We start from the raw sequence: 18,443 nt of genomic DNA on the forward strand, positions 1-18,443 counted from the left end.
CCACCGAGGAGCACAATGACTGACCTAACAGGCACCCCAGAGACCGAAATCCGCAAGGGGTTGGCCGGTGTTGTTGCCGACACCACCGCAATCTCCAAGGTGAACTCGGAGACCAACTCTCTGATGTACCGCGGGTATCCCGTGCAGGAACTGGCTGAGAAGTGCACCTTTGAAGAGGTTGCTTATCTGCTGTGGAATGGCGAGCTGCCCACCGATGAGCAATTGGTGGCGTTCCAGAACGCCGAACGGGCGCAGCGTCACCTCGATGTGCACACCAAGCGTGTGATCGACGAGCTTCCACTTTCTGCGCATCCGATGGATGTCATACGCACCGCCGTCAGCGTGCTTGGTGCTGTGGATGAGACCCTCACTGACCCCGCCAGCATGATCGATGCTGATCTCAATATGCAACGCTCGCTCACGCTGATGGCGAAGTTGCCGGCAATCATTGCGTACGACCAGCGTCGTCGTCGTGACCAAGAGCTCGTGGAACCGCGTGATGACCTGAGCTATTCGGCCAACTTCTTGCACATGACGTTCGGCGAGGTTCCTGACCTCGTTGTCGTCAATGCGTTCGATGTGTCGATGATTTTGTATGCCGAGCACTCCTTCAACGCTTCGACCTTCACCGCTCGCGTCGTCACAAGCACGCTGAGCGACCTCTACAGCGCTGTCACTGCTGCCGTTGGTGCGCTCAAGGGTCAGTTGCACGGCGGAGCGAACGAGGCAGTCATGCACGTCTTCGAAGAGATCGGCACCGCCGAGAACGCCGAAGGCTGGCTCGAGACTTCTCTCGCTGAGAAGCGCAAGATCATGGGCTTCGGTCACCGCGTCTACAAGAATGGTGACTCGCGGGTCCCCACGATGAAGGCCGCGCTTGAAACTCTCGTCGCCGAATTCGATCGCCCCGACATGATGGAACTGTACGACGCCCTCGAAACGGCCATGACGAGCCGCAAGAACATCAAACCCAACCTCGACTACCCGAGTGGCCCTGCCTACAACCTCATCGGGTTCGACACCGACATGTTCACGCCGTTGTTTGTGGCCAGCCGTATTACCGGTTGGACCGCGCACATCATGGAGCAGGCCGGATCGAACGCCCTCATTCGTCCGCTCGCCGCCTACTCGGGAGTAGACGAGCGCCACATCTAACAGGCGGACCGCATCGGGTTCGTTAGAAGCCGCACAAGCTGGGATGGAATCGTCAGTCGCGAGTGGCAAGATGGAGAAATGACTGTTCCCCAGATTGAACTGAACGACGGCAATTCCATCCCCCAGCTCGGCTTCGGTGTCTTCAAAGTCGACCCCGAGGAGGCCGAGCGCATCGTTAGCGACGCCCTCGAAGTTGGCTACCGCCACCTCGATACCGCGATGATCTATGGCAACGAGCAGGGCGTGGGCAACGCCATTAAGGCGTCGGGCATCCCGCGCGAAGAACTCTTCATTACGACCAAGCTGTGGAACAGCGACCAGGGCGCAGACTCGGCTCGCGATGCCATGGATCTCAGCCTCGAAAAGCTGGGCCTCGACTATGTGGATCTGTACCTCATCCACTGGCCTCGCCCCGACCTCGACCTCTACCTTGAGAGCTGGCTCACCATGGAGCAGCTGAAGGCTGAAGGCAAGGCGCGCTCCATTGGTGTCAGCAACTTCCACCGCCCGCACCTCGAGAAAATCATCGCAGGCAGCAGCACGGTTCCGGCTGTCGACCAGATCGAGTTGCACCCCGCGTTCGCTCAGCGTGACTTGCGCTCCTATGGTGCCGAGCTCGGGATGCACATTGAGGCTTGGGGCCCGCTCGGTCAGGGCAAGTACGATCTGTTCAGCGAGACCGCACTGCAGACTGCGGCTGAGGCCCACGGTGTTTCACCCGCCCAAGTTGCCATTCGTTGGCACCTGCAGAGCGGCATCATTGTGTTCCCCAAGTCGAACTCGCGCGAGCGCATGGCCGAGAACTTCGATGTATTCGGCTTCGAACTCTCGACTGAGCAGATGGCTTCCATTGACGCGATTGACCGCGACCAGCGCGTTGGCTCCAACCCCGACGAGGCGACTTTCTAAGTAAACTAGTTCGCACGTAGAGAGCCGGTATTCCTTTCACCTTGGTGGAGGGGGTGCCGGCTTGTGGCACGGTTGGTAGTTACGGGAGAGGGCGAAAGATCGTGGGCAATCCAGGAGTGTATTCCAGCCCGACCGAGGGGTGGGCGTTCGTGCCTTTTCTCGGCGCCGTTCTGGCTTTCGCCGTTGTTGTGTTGGCCATTCTTTACTGGATGGCGGGTCCGGGCTTGAGGATCAAAGCGGCGCTGTTCACGACCGCTGCGTTGGTGATTAGTGCGGGCAGTGTTCTGGGGCTCTTTTCTGCTGCAGCGTCGTTTGAGCAGCGCGATAACGCCGCGTTTGGAAAGCATGCCATCGAGGTTCAGGCGTGGGCCGAACGCGAGTATGACGTCATGCTCACTCGTGATGATGTTGCGGATCTCGTCGATGGTCGTTCGGTGTCTGTGGAGTCCAGGGGTGTCCCCGTGGAAGTTCGACTTCGCCCTATTCCGAACGGCCCCGGTGTCTATCTTGTGCACCTCGGAGGCGCACCGCTTCAGTAGCGGCGACGAAGCTAAATTCGTTTGCCTCGAGATTAGTGGGCTCTAATCTGCAACTGGGGAGTGCTCAATACCGACGGGAATACCGCGCGGGGTGTCAATGAGCAGGCCCGTTCCCGCGAAAGCCGCCTCGAGGTCGGCACGGGTTTCGGTGAAGTGTTCCCACCCTTCGGTGTGGAGGCCGACCACGTGGTGAACGCCCAGAATGCGGGCGGCTTCTGCGGCATCCGCTGAGGTCAAAGTGAGGGGACCGTTGACGGCGGAGATGCGGGCAGCGCCGGCGAAAAGCACCGCGATGTCGATGTCCGGGAACCGGCCAGCGATCTGCTGCACGAGCGGCAAGGAGGCGTTGTCGCCACTGACGTAAATGGTCGGCTCGCTCTCGGCCTGCAACACAAAACCGGTGACAGGGCCAACGCGTGCTTCAGCGCCGGGAGGGCCGTGCAGGGCAGGTACTGCGGTGACCGTGACGGCGCCGATCTCGCGGGATTCCCACGAGTCGAGACCGACAACGCCACCACCGAACAGGTCAGAGCCGGCCTTCATGGTGCTAATCGTCAGCACGCCGGTGGCGAGAAGTTCGAGTCCCTCGTAGTCGAGGTTGTCTTGGTGTTCGTGATGCGACAACAAGACGAGGTCGACTGCGCCAACATCCGCCCGGCTCAACGCCGGACCCTCAGTCTTAGTGAGTGGCACGCCGCCCTCGTCGGGGTAATGGGTCGGGGCATCGAATGTGGGATCAGTCACGATGCGCAATCCCGCATATTCGAGCAACGCGGTGGGGCCGCCAATGTAGGTCACGGTCAACTTCGACATACCCTGAGACTATGCCCAATCGTTTAGAAGCTGCTGCGAGTCCGTACCTGAGATCCCACGCCACCAACCCGGTGGACTGGTGGGAGTGGTCTGCCGAAGCCTTCGCTGAAGCTGAGCGCCGCGATGTGCCCGTGCTGGTCTCCATCGGCTACTCCACGTGCCACTGGTGTCACGTCATGGCACGCGAATCCTTCAGCGACCCCGTACTTGCCGCATACCTCAACGAACACTTTGTGGCGATCAAAGTTGACCGCGAAGAGCACGCCGAAGTGGACTCCACCTATCTCGCGGCGGCATCCGCCTTCACGCCCAACCTGGGCTGGCCGCTCAACGTGTTCGTCACCCCCGCGGGGCGAGCCTTCTTTGCTGGCACGTACTGGCCACCGACCGCAGTGGGGCAGCATCCGGCGTTTAGGCAAGTGCTCGAATCGGTGACGGATGCGTGGCTCACCCGCCGCGAACAAGTCGAGATTAGCGGCAGCGCGATAGCCGAGGCACTCGCCCGGAGCCGCGCCGTCGAGAGCGAGCTCGTCGTGGACTTCGCTCCCGTGATCGATGCGCTCGCTGCCGCCGAAGACCTCGAACATGGCGGATTCGGTGACGCCCCCAAATTTCCGGTCACGCCTGTGCTGCGGTTCCTTCTCGATCGCGGCGCCCGCTCCGCCGAATACTCGCCCGAGGCAGCCGGCCTCGCCGACCGCACGCTCGCGGCGATGGCGGCATCCGCGCTGCGCGACCCGGTTGATGGCGGATTCTTCCGCTACTCCACCCAGGCCGACTGGACCGACCCACACTACGAACGCATGCTTTATGACAACGCCCAACTGCTCGCCGCCTACGCGCTCGCCGACTCGGCTGAGATCGCCACGGGCATCGCCGAATTCTTGCGCGACAGACTATTGCTGCCCTCGGGAGCCTTCGCGTCGGGCCTCGACTCCGAAAGCACCGTCGACGGCAAACGAGTCGAAGGCTTCTACTATTCGCTGGATGCCGCAAGCCGCGCCCGCGTCGAAGCCCCGCCCTGCGACGACAAGATCCTCACCGGCTGGAATGGCTTGGCGATCGAAGGGCTCGCCCTCGCCGGCGCCCGTCACGGCAACGCCGAGTGGATCGCGCTTGCCCGCGGTGCCGCCGACTTCCTGCTGGCTGAGCACATTCAGGGTGGTGGTTCGGGTTCGGGTGCTGGTGCAGGCGCTGCAGGGGAGCGGCTCGTGCGCACCTCCATCGGGGGGATCCTCTCCGATGGAGCAGCGACGCTCGAAGACAGCGGGATGCTAGCCCAGGGACTGCTCGAGCTGTCGATCGCCACCGGCGAAGTCGGCTACGCCATCGCCGCCCGCGATCTCGTCGATGGCGCGCTCGCGGCCGGTGCTGCGGGTTCGGGAAGCTCACCCTTCGGGCTCCCCGGCGGCACCGACTCTGTGCTCGCCGCGCAGGGGCTCTCGACCGAAGCCGACATCAGCGACGGTGCCCACCCGAGCGGCCTCAGCGCCATGGCCACAGCCGCCCGCACCCTCTTCGCTCTCACCGGCGATGCCCAATATCGGGATGCCGCCGAAAGTTCCATGAAGTTGGTCGGCCAACTCGCAGCCCAGCAACCCATCTCGTTCGGAACCGCTCTCACCCTCATGTCGGAGCTCGGTGCACCCTTGCGCCAGCTCGTCGTCGTGACGCCGGATGCGGCAGGCGGTCGGCTTGCCTCCGACGCGAGCGCCGAAACCGGTGGCGAACTCACGAGTCTCGCCCACACGCTGCACCGCGCTGGAGGCATTGGTATAGCAGTATCGCAGGCTCAAGCGGACGCTTTTGCGGCATCCGGTTTCGAATTGTTTGCGGCACGCACGGCAAGCGAAGGCAAGCCAACCGCCTACCTCTGCGAAGAGTTCGTGTGCCGGCTGCCGCTCACGGATGTCGCTGCGCTGGGTGCTGTGTTGACCGCGAACTAGCGGTCGTAGACGTCGCGTCGATGCCCGAGCGTGACGACCACCACGAGCAGCACGTCATCCTGAATTGTGTAGACGATGCGGTAGTCGCCGATGCGAACGCGGAAGCCGAGGCGCCCCTGAAGTGCTTTCGCACCCGGGGGACGAGGGTCTTGACTGAGCAGAGCGATCGCACCGCGAATTCGGTCGCGAGGCTGATGGTCGACTCGTGTGAGCGCGCGCGCGGCGGCGGGCGTCACTTCGATCCGGTAGGCCACTACCAGCCCAAATCTGCCTTGACCTGATCCCACGGAATGTTGGGGCCTTCGTCGGCCATAGCCTCGTCAAAAGCGGTAACATCTTCGGCATCTTCTAGGGCATCCATCATGCGCTCATACTGCTCTGGGCTCACGACAACGGCCGCACGCCGGCCGCGACGCTCGATAAAGACAGCTTCATGCTCTGAAGTGGCGATGACCTCAGAGAAGTTCTTGCGGGCATCGGCGATGCTGGTTGTTGACATGCCTCAATTGTACGTTTCAAGCGTCAAAATGTACATTGCGAGTCGCGCTGCCCGCCTAATGAGCCCTAGCCCCTGAGGAACATGCCGCTGCTCATGGCTGTGGCGACGTCAACAGGGCGCTACTGTCGTCGCCCCAACGCGGGCGCTGTCGATGCGAGAGCAGCGACCACCTGGAGTAGTTGTTCGGCGCTGAACTCTTCGGGGCGGCGAACGACGTCTATTGCGGCTCCCTGAATGAGGGCGACCAGGGTCGATCGAAACGCTTCGGGAGCGAGGCCGTGTTGCTGAGCGAAACGGCTGGTGATGGGTTCCATGGTGTCGGCGTAGAGGCGCAGTCCAGTGTTGAGCTGATCGCGAAAATCGGCGCTCTGCCGGAAGAAGTAGAACTGGAACAGAAGGTCGACTTCGTCACGTTGGGTGTGTAGGCCCTCGAGCTCAGTGGCCACCATCTGAAACAGGGCGACGTCTGAGGCGAGATCGCCCCCGAACCCGCTTTCGGGGCCGTCGAGTGTCGTCGTCAGCAGCCGGGCAAGTAGTGCGTGCAGGAGCCCGTCTTTGGATTCGAAATAGAAATACACGAGCCCATTCGAGAGGTTTGCTTCTGCGGCGACCGTGCGGGCTGAAACCGTTTCTAGTCCGCCACGGAGCGCCACAACTTTTGCGGCGGCGAGGATATCGTCGCGTCGCTCGATTTTTGGTTTCTTTATTCCGACCACGATTCAAGCTTAGCTATTGCATTCTATTGACCAAAGGGTCAATACTGGGTTGGTGACGGCCGGGCGGCTAAAAGGAGAACACCAGTGACTCATTCCCTGAAGGATCAAACCGTACTGATTACTGGTGGCGGAAGCGGCATCGGGCGGCTTCTTGCCCTGGGCGCTGCAGAGCGTGGAGCACGGGTCATGCTCTGGGATTTATCGGCAGAAGCTGCGGAGAGCGTGCGCGAGGAGATAGTCGGCGCGGGTTATCACGCTGAGGCTTACGCCGTCGATGTGTCTGACCGCGATGCTGTCAAGGCGGCCGCTAAGAAAACGGGAGCCGTGGATGTCGTCATCAACAACGCCGGCGTGGTTACAGGCAAGAACCTCCTCGATGCCTCCGACGAGGCCATAGAGCGAACGATTCGCGTGAACACGCTTGCCCTGTTCTGGGTTACGCGCGCGTTCTTGGGCGACATGATCATGAACCGCCGCGGAACCGTTGTCACCATTTCCAGTGCAGCTGGCCTCGTCGGGGTGGCGAAGCAAACCGACTACTCTGCCAGCAAATTCGCCGCGTTTGGTTTCGCCGAATCCCTCCGGGTCGAGCTGTCGAAAGCGAACACGGGCGTCAACTCACTGGTCGTGTGTCCGTACTTCATCAGCACCGGAATGTTCGAGGGTGTGCAAACGAAATACCCACTCCTGTTGCCGATTCTCACGCCCGAATACGTTGTTCAGAAAACTCTGACAGCGATTGAGAAGGGTCGGCACCAGTTGATCATGCCGCGGTTCGTGAACTTTGTGTCGCCCGCCCGAGTGCTCCCAGCCCGGTGGTTCGACAAACTCATGAATCAGCTCGGCGTGAACAACACCATGGACCACTTTGTCGGCCGTGCAAAACAGGTAGCGCAGAAGGTTCCCACGCAGGCAGCAACCGCTGATGAACCACGCGCCAACCGCTCCACACGTGACCCCGAAACCGCCGCAGCCCCGGCGCCCAAAGCTACGTCGGCGCCTCGTCGCAGTTGGCGTGCTCGTGTTGCTTGCCGCCGCCGCCATCTGGGCGACCTACCCCGGCATCGGTCGTCTCGCCTACGACGTAACCATTGGAACCGAGACCCGGCTCGCAGGCCTTCACACTGAGCACACCGAGGTAGACGAGCTGCAGATGGCCTACTACGAAGGTGGGCCACTGGATGCGCCAACAATCGTGCTGCTTCATGGTTTCAGTGCCGACCGCGACGTTTGGGCAAGGTTCGCAGCCAAGTTCGACGACGACTACCACGTGATAATCCCCGACCTGGCGGGCCACGGCGACACACCGTTCGTCTCGGGGCTGGATTACTCAGCCCCCGCCCAAGCCACACGCGTTGCTGGGCTGCTCGATCAGCTCGGTATCGACCAAGTACACATCATCGGCAACTCGATGGGTGGCTTCATTGCGGCCACCTTTGCGCTCGAAAACCCGGAGCGCACGCTTTCCCTGGGACTCAGCGATGCCGCCGGCGTGATCTCCCCTGAGCCGAGCGACATGAACACAATGACGGAAGAGGGCAACACCAACCCGTTCCTGTTCACTGACCCATCTCAGTATGACGACTTCTACGCCATGACTATGGAGAAGCCCCCATTCCTTCCCGGCTTTGTTAAAGATGCGCTTGCTCAGGATCAAGCAGAACGCCGCGATCAATTGGCCGAGATTACTGCGGACTTTGGAGGCAACGACCTTCTCGATGACCGCCTTGCTGAGATCACCGCGCCCAGCTTGGTGCTCTGGGGCGAAGGAGATCGCATCATCAGTCCGACGGCCGCAAAGGTGTGGGTGGCGGGGCTACCCGATGCCAGACTGGTGACGTACCCCGGAGTGGGACATTTGCCGATGCTCGAGATCCCTGAGCTAACCGCCGCAAACTACCGAGCGTTCCTGGCTAACCTCAACTAGCGGGCACTAGCTCAGGCCGAGCGCACGCAACCACTACAGGGCAGCGCCCGGAGACGACGGCTGCCTAGCGCCCCGCCCGCCGCGACGAAATGACGCCAGTGTCGAACCCCATCAAGTTGAGGCCGCCGTTGAAGCGCGCGTGTTCGACCTTGAGGCAGCGGTCCATGACGATCGTGAGCCCCTTCGATTCTGCGTAGACGGCGGCATCTTCGTTCCAGATGCCGAGCTGCACCCAGACGGCCGGATATTGACCATGCAGTGCGCCGATCGCGAGCACATCCTCGATGACGGCGGGGATATCGCTGGCCTTGCGAAACACGTCGACAATATCGGGCACCTCGGGCAGCGAGGCAAGATCGGGGTAGGCCTTCTGGCCAAGAATTGTGTCGGCGTTGGGGTTCACGAAATACACCCGATAGTCGGTCGACTGCAGCAGGTAGGTGCCGACGAAGTAGCTGGAGCGCGACGGATTGGGGGAGGCCCCAACGATCGCGATCGACTTCGCTGTGCGCAAGATCCCAGCGCGGTGTTTGGCGTCCGGTCCGACCCAGGTGCGCTGCGACTTCAGCAGCTTGGCGAGCGGCGAGCTGGCGGGCAGATTACACGTGAGCCCGTTCGAAAGTTGGGTGGACTGCACCTCTTCGGTCGTCATCCTTAGCCTTTCACTGCTTCGGTTAACGCCTGGTCGAGGTCGTCAATAATGTCTTCGGCGTCTTCGATGCCGACGCTGATGCGCACAACGCCAGGCAGGACGCCCGCGTCAATCAACTGCTGTTCGGTGAGCTGCGCGTGCGTCGTCGAGGCGGGATGAATCACGAGCGTTTTCGCATCACCAATGTTCGCGAGGTGGCTGGCAAGCTCAACGTTTTCGATGAACTTCTGGCCGACCGCCCGACCGCCCTTGACCTCGAAGGAGAACACCGAACCGGCACCCTTGGGCAAATACTTCTGCGCACGTTCGAAGTGCGGGTGCCCTTCGAGCCCAGCCCAGTACACGGTCTCGATGCGCGGGTCAGCCTCAAGCCACTCGGCAACGATGCGGGCGTTGTCGACGTGGGCCTGCATCCGGAAGGGCAGGGTTTCGACGCCGGTCGCGAGCAGCCACGCAGAGTGCGGCGCGAGAGCCGGACCGATGTCACGAAGTTGCTCAGCACGCAATCGCGTGAGGAAGGCGTACTCGCCAAAATTGCCACTCCAGTTGAGACCGCCATAGCTGGGCACCGGTTCGTCAAACAGCGGGAAGTGCTCATTGGCCCAGTTGAAGCGACCGCTCTCGACGACAACGCCGCCGAGGGTCGTGCCGGCCCCACCGAGGAACTTCGTGGCTGAGTGCGTCACGATATCGGCGCCCCACTCGATCGGACGGTTCAGGTACGGGGTCGAAACCGTCGAGTCGATGATGAGTGGGATGTTGTGGGCGTGCGCGACCTCGGCAAGACCCTCGATGTCGGCGATCTCACCCGAGGGGTTGGCGATCGTCTCAGCGAAAATCAGCTTTGTCTTCGGGGTGATCGCTGCCGCATAGTCGGCCGGATCGGAAGAGCGCACAAACGTAGTCTCGACGCCAAAACGGCGTAGCGTGACATCCAACTGGGTAATGGAGCCGCCATAGAGGTTGGCGCTCGAAACGATGTGATCGCCAGCACCCGCCAGCGCGGCGAAGGTAATGAACTGGGCGCTGAGTCCGCTGCCGGTAGCCACCGCGCCGAGACCGCCCTCAAGAGATGCGACGCGCTCCTCGAAGCTCGCAACCGTCGGGTTCGCAACCCGGGAATAGATATTGCCGTACTTCTGCAGAGCGAAGCGAGCGGCGGCATCCGCGGTGTCATCAAAGACGTAGGCGCTCGTTTGGTAGATCGGCAGAGCGCGCGAACCCGTCGCTGCATCAGGGATGTTGCCAGCATGAATTGCGCGCGTGCGGAAACCATAGTGTTTGTCAGAACTGCCACGATCACTCATGGCTTCAGGCTACAGAGTTAGAAGCCCGAATCGGATTCTCGACGTAACAGAACGCCACGCAAGCGTTCGGCCTAGACCCAGGTCGGCAACCACCAGCGCAACCGAAGAAGTTCATAGTCGATCGTTTGGCCCGTCCAGAGTGGCCAGAAGTAGAAGCTGATGGCGATCGCAACAACGAGGAACACCGCAACGACGCCGATGCCGCTAAGACGTCTATCGCGGTCGTCATCGGAGCTGCCGAGGATCACCCCAAGCGCGGCGACCAGCGCCAAGATCAGGTACGGCTCGAACACGATTGTGTAGAACTGGAAGACCGTGCGGTTCAGGTAGAGCAACCAGGGCAGGTAGCCGGCGGCGACGCCCATCACGATGAAGCCGGTTTGCCACTGGCGGTAGCGCGCGAGTCGGTACACGAGATAGAGGAGAGCGGCGGTGGCAGCCCACCAAATGATGGGATTGGCGATTCCGGAAATTGAGGCGCCACAGGCATCCGCCAAGCAGCCGCTTTCGCCGCGTGCAAAGTTTTCGTAGAACATACTGGTGGGGCGGATGAGTAGCAGCCAGGTCAGCGGATTCGCCTGATACGGATGCGGTCGGCTCTCACCCACGTGGTAGCTGTAGACGCTCGACTGAAAGTGCCAGAGGCTTTGCAGGTCGAGAGGCACCCAGCTGAAGAAACCGGTCGCCGCGTTGCTATCGGTTTCAGCCCAGTTGCGGTCGTAGCCGTTATCACTGAGAAACCAGCCGCTCCACGAGCTCAAATACACGAGCAGGGCGATCGGCACGGTGAGTAAGAAGCTGACGGGGGCCTGCTTGAAGAGAGTTCCGGAGCCCCAGAAGCTGATGCCGGCGCGACGACGAGCGAGAGCATCCACAATAAGGCTGTAGACGGCGAAGGCGGCCAAAAAGTAGAGACCGTTCCACTTGACGGCGGCGGCGGCACCGAACGCCACGGCGGCGAGCATAAGCCACGGGCGCCACCACAGGGCCGGACCCCACTCGGTTGCGGCACCACGCGTACCTCGCCTGCTGACCCACAGTGCCAACCGGGTCGCGGAGTGTTCGCGATCGAGCAGCATCGCCCCCACTCCGAGAAGCACAAAGATCATCACAAAGTTGTCGAGCAATGCAACGCGGCTCATGACGATCGCGTTGCCGTCGATCGCCATCAGCAGACCGGCGATGGTTGCCAGCACGGTCGAACCGAACAGCTTCTTGGCGATCAGCATGAGCACGATCACCGCGAGAATGCCGACCAGCGCGGTCGCGATCCGCCAACCGAACGGGTCCTCGCCTCCAGACGGCAGCATGCCCAGGCCGATCAGCCACTTGCCGAGTGGAGGATGCACCACAAACGACGGATCATTCAAGAAGATATTGACGTGCCCGCTGTTGAACAGGGAATCCGCTTCGGCCGGCCACTGCGTCTCATAGCCCCGGTTTACTAGAGTCCAGGAGTCCTTCACATAGAAGGTCTCATCAAAGACGAGTGACGCCGGATGCCCGAGGCCAACCAGTCGCGTGAACGCCGCGACCAGCACCACAATCGCCGGCCCAGCCCACCCGAGCCATCGCTGGGTGAGCGGACTGCGCGTTGCCCACCAGCGGTCGAGACGTGAGCCTTCATGGCTGTCGAGTGCGGCGGGAGTGAGCCCGGCTGCACGCGTGTCTGAGCCTGAGGAGCCATCTGAGTCTGAGGAGCCATCCGGGTCGCTCGACAGCAGGTCGCTCGACAGCGGAGCGTTCGACAACACAGCGTCGAAGTCGCGGGGATTCGTCTGGCTCACCCCGCAATGCTACGGGGCTGGGACCAAGAAAACTCGGCGAAGTGGCGACCCGCCTGGCTCAACTCGGTACGACACGACGACGTTCGCTGGGCCAGAAAGGGCGAGTCGCGACACGAGGGTGAAATCTTTGGCGTCGCCCGGATTGAGCGGATCGGAATCTGCAGCCACCGTCGCCAGCCGCTTCTTGTCCTGAGCGGTGAGCCCGGCGACCTCGTCGATGATGCACGCGGCGGGCCCCTCGTTGACTAGTTGCCACTGTTCGCCTGTCGTGTGGCGGATCGTGAGCCTCGCACCGTTCGGATCGTCGCGCCTGGCGAGGAGCGACTGCGGTGCATTCTGCTCATCCGTCGCGGCGATAAGGGTCGCTCGTTCTTGAGTGTCCTTCGAGCGACGGTTGTTGGCGAGGGTGAGCCAGCCGAAGACTGCGGCCACGAACACGGCGAGGACGGCTGCCCCGGCGCTCACCCATTGCGCGGCTAACGACCACAGCTCGAAGCCGCTGGGGTCAGTCGCGAGACCAGGATTCACAGGCTCAGACTACCGCGCGTTCCTGCCCGATGAGCGTGCGGTGCTTTCCTCGCCCCAGCGGCCGCTCGGGGTGCCGAATGACTGCCAGATCCAGGCCACAGCGGTTTCTGCTGGCGGGCGCGGATCCATAGCGAGCCAGGCTTCGATGATGCCGAAAGTGGCGCCAGTGATGCTGGCGCTCGCGATCTCGAGCGATAGTCCGTCAAAGGGCTGAGTGCCGTGACTGACAATTCCGTTGCGCACGATTAGGTTAAGGCGCGCTCGCAGGCGTGAGGCAACGAGTGCCGAGCCGCGAGGCCCGAGTGCGCTCGCGTACACGGCCGCATTGGAATCGATGTGGGTGAGGTAGTTCGTGATCGCGGGGGGAGGTTCGGCGCTCTGGGGGTCGAGTTCTGCCAGTTGAACTCCTGCGTCATCCGCGGCGGCTTCGATTGCGAAGGCCAGCAGTGTCTCTTTGTCGGTGTAGTGCTGGTAGAAGCTGCTGCGGTTCACGCCGGCGCGTTCCGCAATTTCTCCGACAGTCACTTCGTCGAATGGGCGTTCCTGAGAGAGCGCGAAGAGTGCCTGTTGCAGGCTTCGCCGCGTTCGTTCCACTCGAGCATCCATTGTCTGATTCTGGCAGATGTTTCCCGAGACTTGGTAAGTTTTCCGACAAGTGTTGGAAAACTCGTCTTCTCCGATTACGATGGGCACAGGCCCGACGGAGTGCTCATTTTCTTTTCTCTAGGAGAGGTTTTCTTCGGCATGGCTGAACTTCTGTACCGACTGGGTCGTCTATCGGCCCGCCGCGCGTGGCTCTTTATCGTGAGCTGGCTCGCAGTGCTCGGCCTCGCGGTCGGTGGATTCGCGCTCTTCGGGGGAACCCTCTCGTCGACAATGTCCATTCCCGGCACCGAAACGGAACGCGTCGCCTCCGAACTCACTGATCGACTCGGCGATATCGGTGGCATATCCGCGACCGTAGTACTCGGCTCCGAAGATGGCGAAGCATTCTCTGCGTCTCAGCAGATGGAGATCACGGATGCTCTCGCCGAACTGACCTCCAATGACAGCGTCAGCGCAGTCATCGACCCCTTCGAGACGGATGCAGAACGCGCCGAACAAGCACAAAAGATCGTCGATGGGCGCGACCAGATCGACGCCGGCAAACAGCAGCTCGTTGACGGCCAGATTCAGCTGGATGCTGGCAAGCAGCAACTGGAGACCGGTCAGACCCAACTAGATGCCGCGATTGAGCAGGCCAAGGAAGCCGGATACTACGAGGCATCCGCAGCACAGTTCCTCGCGCAGCAGGCACAGATCGACGCCGGACTAGCCGAGTTGGCGACGCAGCAAACGACAATCGACGACAACTCGGCGCTGCTCGACGAACAAGAACAGCAACTCGGCTCCGGCGAGCGGCTCATGGATGCCGCGGCCGAGATCAGCTTTGTCTCCAACGATGGAGCGACTGCGCTTGGCCTCATTACTTTTGATAGCGAACTTCTCGACCTTTCGGGGGAGACCAAGAGTGCGATTGCTGCGCAACTGGATGACATCGAGATTGATGGAGTGACCGTCGACTATTCGTCGTCGATTGCGACCTCGACCGACGGCCTCTTGGGTGTGGGGGAGCTCATCGGTGTTCTTCTGGCCGGTGTTGTTTTGCTCGTGCTGTTCCGCTCGTTCTTGCCTGCCACGCTTCCGATCCTGTCGTCGATCATTGGTGTTGGTGTGGGCGTCGCAGGTTCGCTTGCCTTCTCGGGGGTCATCGACATGACGTCGGTGACCCCAATTCTCGGGGTGATGCTCGGGCTTGCCGTCGGCATCGACTACACGCTCTTTATCGTGCAGCGACACCGCCGTCAGCTTGCCGCGGGTATGGAACTCCACGAGTCGATCGGTCTCGCCAACGGAACCTCCGGCAACGCGGTGTTGTTCGCGGGCTCGACGGTTCTCGTGGCTCTCCTCGCGTTGAACGTCAGCGGCATCCCATTCTTGGGCATCATGGGAACGGTAGGCGCGGTCTGCGTGCTCGTCTCGGTGCTCATCGCGGTGAGCCTCACCCCAGCTCTCCTTTCGCTGCTCGGCACCCGCGTTCTGTCGCGTCGTGCACGCGAGTCCATTGGTCATGAGTCGCAGAAGCAGGTTGCTGCGCGTCCGATGCGCACGAGTCGTACCATTGCGATTCTCGTGCTTGCCACCCTGGGGTTGCTCGTTGTCGCCATCCCGGCGCTCTCGATGCGTCTGGGGCTTCCGGATGGTTCCTCCGAGCCCGCCGATTCGACCCAATACCGCGCGTACTCGATGGTCGCCGATGAGTTCGGCGCTGGCCAGAATGGCGCCCTCTTGGTCACCGCGAGCCTGCCGGAAGCTGTAGCTGAGGATGCCGAGCTGGAGACCCAGGCCGACCTCGCAGACACGCTGATGGCGTTCGATGGCGTTGTCGCCGTTGCCCCGGTGGGTGTCTCTGATGACTTTGGCTACTTCGCTTTTCAGGTCATCCCTGTTGACGGCCCCTCGAGCGAATCGACCGGGCAACTTGTTCACGACCTGCGTAACAGCTCACCTCTCGATGGCGGAATTGCGCTGGGTGTTGCTGGCTCAGCCAGCGGAAACATCGACATCTCCGAGAAGCTCGCGGCCGTTCTGCCGCTTTACCTCGCGGTGGTTGTTGGCCTCTCGCTGCTCATCCTCATTCTCGTGTTCCGTTCGCTGCTGGTGCCGGTCATTGCGACTGTTGGCTACGTGCTCTCGCTGCTGGCGGCGTTTGGTGCGATGGTCGCCGTGTATCAGTGGGGCTGGTTGGGGGCGCTCTTCGGCGTCACTGATCCGGGGCCGCTACTGAACTTTGCGCCAATCATCATCATGGGTGTGCTGTTCGGGCTTGCGATGGACTACCAGCTCTTCCTCGTCTCGGGCATGCGCGAAGCCTACGTTCACGGAGTGCCAGCCAAGGCCGCCGTGATGAGCGGCCTGCGCAGCGGGCGAGCAGTGGTCACTGCAGCCGCGATCATCATGATTGCCGTGTTCGGTGGCTTCGTGTTCTCGCACCTTGCGATGGTGCGACCGCTCGGTTTCGGCCTCGCGGTCGGAGTGCTCTTCGACGCGTTCGTCGTGCGGATGCTGCTCATCCCCTCGCTCATGCACCTGCTGGGTGCATCCGCGTGGTGGCTACCGAAGTGGCTTGACCGCATTCTGCCAAGCGTCGATGTTGAGGGTGCCGCGCTTGAGCGCAGCCATCCCATGCACGTCAAGGAAGCCGCGCCCGGAACAGAAAGCTAGAGCGGCGTCTCTTCGGGCAGTAGCGCGTTTGGTCCGGCTCCGGGTTCGCCCGGGATTCGGGATGCTGCCCTCACCGCCCCGATGGATGCCGCAATAACGAGGGCGATTCCGAAGCCCTGTACGAGCGTGATGCTCTGCCCGAGCACGAAGAATCCGGCGCCCGTGGCGATGGCGGGGGCGAGTGCCATGAGCACGGAGAAGGCGGCGGCGGAGATGCGCCGCAGTGCGATCAGTTCGAGGGCGTAGGGGATCGCCGAGGAACAGATGGCAACAGCGAGCCCGCGCACCAAGATCGACGGTTCGAGCAGCGTGCTGCCGGCCTGCGAGATTCCGAACGGGAGGCTGATGATCGCGCCGATTGCCATGGCGATGGCCAGACCATCCAAACCGGCAAAGACTTGCCCGGTCTTGCGTGACGCCAAAATGTAGCCAGCCCACGAGACGGCGGCGGCGAGGGCGAAGGCGACACCGACGGGGTCGAGGGCGCCGATGCTGCCCAGGCTGAGGAGCGCAACGCCGACGAAGGCGAGTAGTGCCCACAGCCAGGCGCTTGCTCGTCGGGCAACGATTACCGAAAGCACGAGGGGGCCGAGCACCTCGATGGTGACTGTTGCGCCGAGGTCTACCCGCGAAAGTGCTTCATAAAACAGCAGATTCATACCGCCGAGCGAGATGCCGAAGATCACCGCCATCATCCAGGCGCGCTTCGAGATCGCTCGCAGGTTGGGGCGCGCGATTGCCAGCAGGATTGCGGCCGAGAAGACGAGCCGCAGCGACACCATTCCGGCAGGCCCAACCTCGGGGAATAACAGCACAGCTACCGAGGCGCCGACATCCTGAAATATGAGACCCAACACGACGAGCATGACAGCGCCCGAGGGGGTTCCCCTCAGTGGTGGCGGAGTCGTCATAGTGCAAGACTACGACCTCGCTGGGGGTGCCAAGCACGCGAATGGCACGCGCATACGACGCGCACAACGCGTGCGGGGCACGGGTGGGAGAATGGCCGAGTGATCATTCTCGCGGCGACCCCCATCGGCAATCTTGGCGACGCCTCCCGGCGCCTCATCGAGGCACTCACTAATGCTGAGGTGATCGCCAGCGAAGACACCCGCACGACCATTCATCTCATGCGTGCCCTCGGCATCGACAACCGCCCGCGGCTCATCCCGTTGCACGAACACAACGAGTCAGAGAAGGCCGCCGAGATCGTCGAACTCGCTCGTGACGCCGACGTCCTCGTTCTTAGCGATGCGGGGATGCCCGCCATCAGCGACCCCGGATTCCCTCTCGTCTCAGCGGCGGCAGCAGCAGGGGTCACCGTCACCGCATTGCCCGGACCGAGCGCAGTTCTCACCGCGCTCGCCGTCTCAGGACTCCCGACCGACCGTTTCAGCTTCGAAGGCTTCCTGCCCCGCAAAGGACGTGTCGCCTACTTCCGTGGTCTGGCCCGCGAAGAGCGCACCATGGTCTTCTTCGAAAGCCCGAATCGACTTCCGGCGGCGCTCGCGGATCTCGCGACCGCACTGGGCGATGACCGCCGCGCGGTCGTGTGTCGAGAACTCACCAAAATGTACGAAGAAGTTGCGCGCGGCACCGCCGCCGAGCTCGCCGCCAAGTTCAAGGACGGTGCTCGGGGCGAGATCTGTCTCGTCGTGGAGGGTGCTCCACCGGCAACAGCCGATCTTCCGACCGCAGTGGCCTATGTGCTTGCGCTCGTTGCCGATGGCGCCCGGCTCAAAGAGGCCTCAACCGAGGTTGCCGAGCAGACCGGGCTCAGCAAGCGCGAATTGTATGAGGCGGCGCTGCGCTCCAAATAGCGAAGCGGCTGCATCGAGCTTATTTCGTGGCAGTTTCGCACGCAGTCTTCAGCTGCTGAAGATCTTGGAGCAGTGCTTTCTTCATCACGCCGAGAAATAGCAAGCCGACAACGCTCATGACTCGGGCACCGAATGTTAGTGGCGTCATCGTGAAGCGGTAATCAACGCGCGTGCCACCGTGACTCGGCGTGAATTGGTACGTGCTGCGGTAGTGGGTGCCACGCGATTCCGCGTCCACTTCGTAGGAAGAATCCTGTTCGTACGACGTCACCCACATCTCTTCGGTAGCTTCCTTGCCGGCGAACATGCGTGTTTCGCGCCACTTCGTGCCGAGGTTGAGCTGTGCCGAACCCTCAAGCAATTCGAGTTTGGTGATGCCGCTGAGATTGGCGGCCGCGCTGTCAAGGTCGCAAAAGATCTCGAATACGCGCTCCGTTGGTGCGTCGATGTGAACCGTGTCAGTGATCTTCACTTTTTCTCCCTAGTTCGACGTCAAGACGTGGCGCATTCGGCAAATAAGTTGACGTTGAAGACGCCGCAGACCCCGTGGCGCAGTGCTTCAGGGCACCGTACCACGGGGT

General features: G+C 62.0%; 19 protein-coding genes. 8 read left to right on the forward strand and 11 right to left on the reverse strand.

All coding sequences use genetic code 11. The features are described from left to right. Positions 1-15: 15 nt before the first annotated feature. The 3 genes from ABD112_RS05990 (at position 16) to ABD112_RS06000 (ending at position 2,603) form a co-directional block, all read left to right on the forward strand. Complete coding sequence (locus ABD112_RS05990) at positions 16-1,155, forward strand: bifunctional 2-methylcitrate synthase/citrate synthase (protein ID WP_343924089.1); 1,140 nt, start codon at positions 16-18, stop codon at positions 1,153-1,155. 78 nt (positions 1,156-1,233) lie between these two features. Beyond that, entirely contained in the window at positions 1,234-2,064 is an 831-nt protein-coding gene (locus tag ABD112_RS05995) for an aldo/keto reductase (RefSeq protein WP_343924091.1), read from the forward strand. Between the two features lie 101 nt (positions 2,065-2,165). Continuing rightward, positions 2,166-2,603 carry a hypothetical protein gene (locus tag ABD112_RS06000; RefSeq protein ID WP_343924092.1) on the forward strand — a complete coding sequence of 146 codons (438 nt, stop codon included), beginning with the start codon at positions 2,166-2,168 and terminating at the stop codon, positions 2,601-2,603. A gap of 42 nt (positions 2,604-2,645) precedes the next feature. Here the strand turns inward: ABD112_RS06000 and ABD112_RS06005 are convergent, their stop codons facing one another. Continuing rightward, positions 2,646-3,416, reverse strand: a complete 771-nt coding sequence (locus ABD112_RS06005) for an MBL fold metallo-hydrolase (protein WP_343924094.1) — start codon at positions 3,414-3,416, stop codon at positions 2,646-2,648. An 11-nt stretch (positions 3,417-3,427) separates the two neighbouring features. Here ABD112_RS06005 and ABD112_RS06010 point away from each other — a divergent pair, with 11 nt between their 5' ends. Beyond that, a complete protein-coding gene (locus ABD112_RS06010; protein ID WP_343924095.1) occupies positions 3,428-5,362 on the forward strand; it encodes a thioredoxin domain-containing protein in 1,935 nt (644 codons plus the stop codon). On the opposite strand, the gene ABD112_RS06015 is transcribed toward ABD112_RS06010, so the two are convergent. The 3 genes from ABD112_RS06015 to ABD112_RS06025 all read right to left on the reverse strand — a co-directional run bounded on the left by ABD112_RS06015 (position 5,359) and on the right by ABD112_RS06025 (position 6,577). Continuing rightward, the gene (locus ABD112_RS06015; RefSeq protein ID WP_343924097.1) at positions 5,359-5,598 is read right to left on the reverse strand and encodes a type II toxin-antitoxin system RelE family toxin; all 240 of its coding nucleotides are present in this window, start codon (positions 5,596-5,598) and stop codon (positions 5,359-5,361) included. The two genes, ABD112_RS06010 and ABD112_RS06015, sit on opposite strands and share 4 nt — an antisense overlap. 17 nt (positions 5,599-5,615) lie before the next feature. Next, complete coding sequence (locus ABD112_RS06020; RefSeq protein WP_343924099.1) at positions 5,616-5,861, reverse strand: type II toxin-antitoxin system Phd/YefM family antitoxin; 246 nt, start codon at positions 5,859-5,861, stop codon at positions 5,616-5,618. A 119-nt stretch (positions 5,862-5,980) separates the two neighbouring features. Further along, positions 5,981-6,577, reverse strand: a complete 597-nt coding sequence (locus ABD112_RS06025) for a TetR/AcrR family transcriptional regulator (RefSeq protein ID WP_343924101.1) — start codon at positions 6,575-6,577, stop codon at positions 5,981-5,983. A gap of 84 nt (positions 6,578-6,661) precedes the next feature. Between ABD112_RS06025 and ABD112_RS06030 the strand changes: the two genes are divergently transcribed. Both ABD112_RS06030 and ABD112_RS06035 read left to right on the forward strand, forming a co-directional pair. Then, positions 6,662-7,705 carry an SDR family oxidoreductase gene (locus ABD112_RS06030; protein WP_343924103.1) on the forward strand — a complete coding sequence of 348 codons (1,044 nt, stop codon included), beginning with the start codon at positions 6,662-6,664 and terminating at the stop codon, positions 7,703-7,705. Beyond that, positions 7,599-8,504, forward strand: a complete 906-nt coding sequence (locus ABD112_RS06035) for an alpha/beta fold hydrolase (protein ID WP_343924105.1) — start codon at positions 7,599-7,601, stop codon at positions 8,502-8,504. The genes ABD112_RS06030 and ABD112_RS06035 overlap by 107 nt, the downstream gene beginning before the upstream one ends. A 64-nt stretch (positions 8,505-8,568) precedes the next feature. Here ABD112_RS06035 and ABD112_RS06040 read toward each other — a convergent pair whose 3' ends face one another. The 5 genes from ABD112_RS06040 to ABD112_RS06060 form a co-directional block, all read right to left on the reverse strand. Then, a complete protein-coding gene (locus tag ABD112_RS06040; protein WP_343924106.1) occupies positions 8,569-9,156 on the reverse strand; it encodes a CoA-binding protein in 588 nt (195 codons plus the stop codon). A gap of 2 nt (positions 9,157-9,158) precedes the next feature. Beyond that, complete coding sequence (locus ABD112_RS06045) at positions 9,159-10,463, reverse strand: O-acetylhomoserine aminocarboxypropyltransferase/cysteine synthase family protein (protein ID WP_343924108.1); 1,305 nt, start codon at positions 10,461-10,463, stop codon at positions 9,159-9,161. A 71-nt stretch (positions 10,464-10,534) separates the two neighbouring features. Next, positions 10,535-12,250, reverse strand: a complete 1,716-nt coding sequence (locus ABD112_RS06050) for a dolichyl-phosphate-mannose--protein mannosyltransferase (protein WP_343924110.1) — start codon at positions 12,248-12,250, stop codon at positions 10,535-10,537. A 9-nt stretch (positions 12,251-12,259) separates the two neighbouring features. Continuing rightward, complete coding sequence (locus tag ABD112_RS06055) at positions 12,260-12,778, reverse strand: hypothetical protein (protein ID WP_343924112.1); 519 nt, start codon at positions 12,776-12,778, stop codon at positions 12,260-12,262. 9 nt (positions 12,779-12,787) lie between these two features. After that, a complete protein-coding gene (locus tag ABD112_RS06060) occupies positions 12,788-13,384 on the reverse strand; it encodes a TetR/AcrR family transcriptional regulator (protein WP_343924114.1) in 597 nt (198 codons plus the stop codon). A 138-nt stretch (positions 13,385-13,522) separates the two neighbouring features. Here ABD112_RS06060 and ABD112_RS06065 point away from each other — a divergent pair, with 138 nt between their 5' ends. Continuing rightward, positions 13,523-16,042, forward strand: a complete 2,520-nt coding sequence (locus tag ABD112_RS06065; protein ID WP_343924116.1) for an MMPL family transporter — start codon at positions 13,523-13,525, stop codon at positions 16,040-16,042. Here the strand turns inward: ABD112_RS06065 and ABD112_RS06070 are convergent. Next, the gene (locus ABD112_RS06070; RefSeq protein ID WP_343924122.1) at positions 16,039-16,908 is read right to left on the reverse strand and encodes an EamA family transporter; all 870 of its coding nucleotides are present in this window, start codon (positions 16,906-16,908) and stop codon (positions 16,039-16,041) included. The two genes, ABD112_RS06065 and ABD112_RS06070, sit on opposite strands and share 4 nt — an antisense overlap. Before the next feature lie 144 nt (positions 16,909-17,052). On the opposite strand from ABD112_RS06070, the gene rsmI reads away from it, so the two are divergent. Continuing rightward, positions 17,053-17,862 (forward strand): 16S rRNA (cytidine(1402)-2'-O)-methyltransferase, encoded by an 810-nt coding sequence (gene rsmI, locus ABD112_RS06075; RefSeq protein ID WP_343924118.1) that lies wholly within the window; start codon positions 17,053-17,055, stop codon positions 17,860-17,862. A gap of 19 nt (positions 17,863-17,881) precedes the next feature. On the opposite strand, the gene ABD112_RS06080 is transcribed toward rsmI, so the two are convergent. Further along, the gene (locus ABD112_RS06080) at positions 17,882-18,334 is read right to left on the reverse strand and encodes an SRPBCC family protein (RefSeq protein WP_343924120.1); all 453 of its coding nucleotides are present in this window, start codon (positions 18,332-18,334) and stop codon (positions 17,882-17,884) included. Positions 18,335-18,443 lie beyond the last annotated feature (109 nt).

The organism is Rhodoglobus aureus (genome assembly GCF_039527955.1).
GTDB lineage: Bacteria > Actinomycetota > Actinomycetes > Actinomycetales > Microbacteriaceae > Rhodoglobus > Rhodoglobus aureus.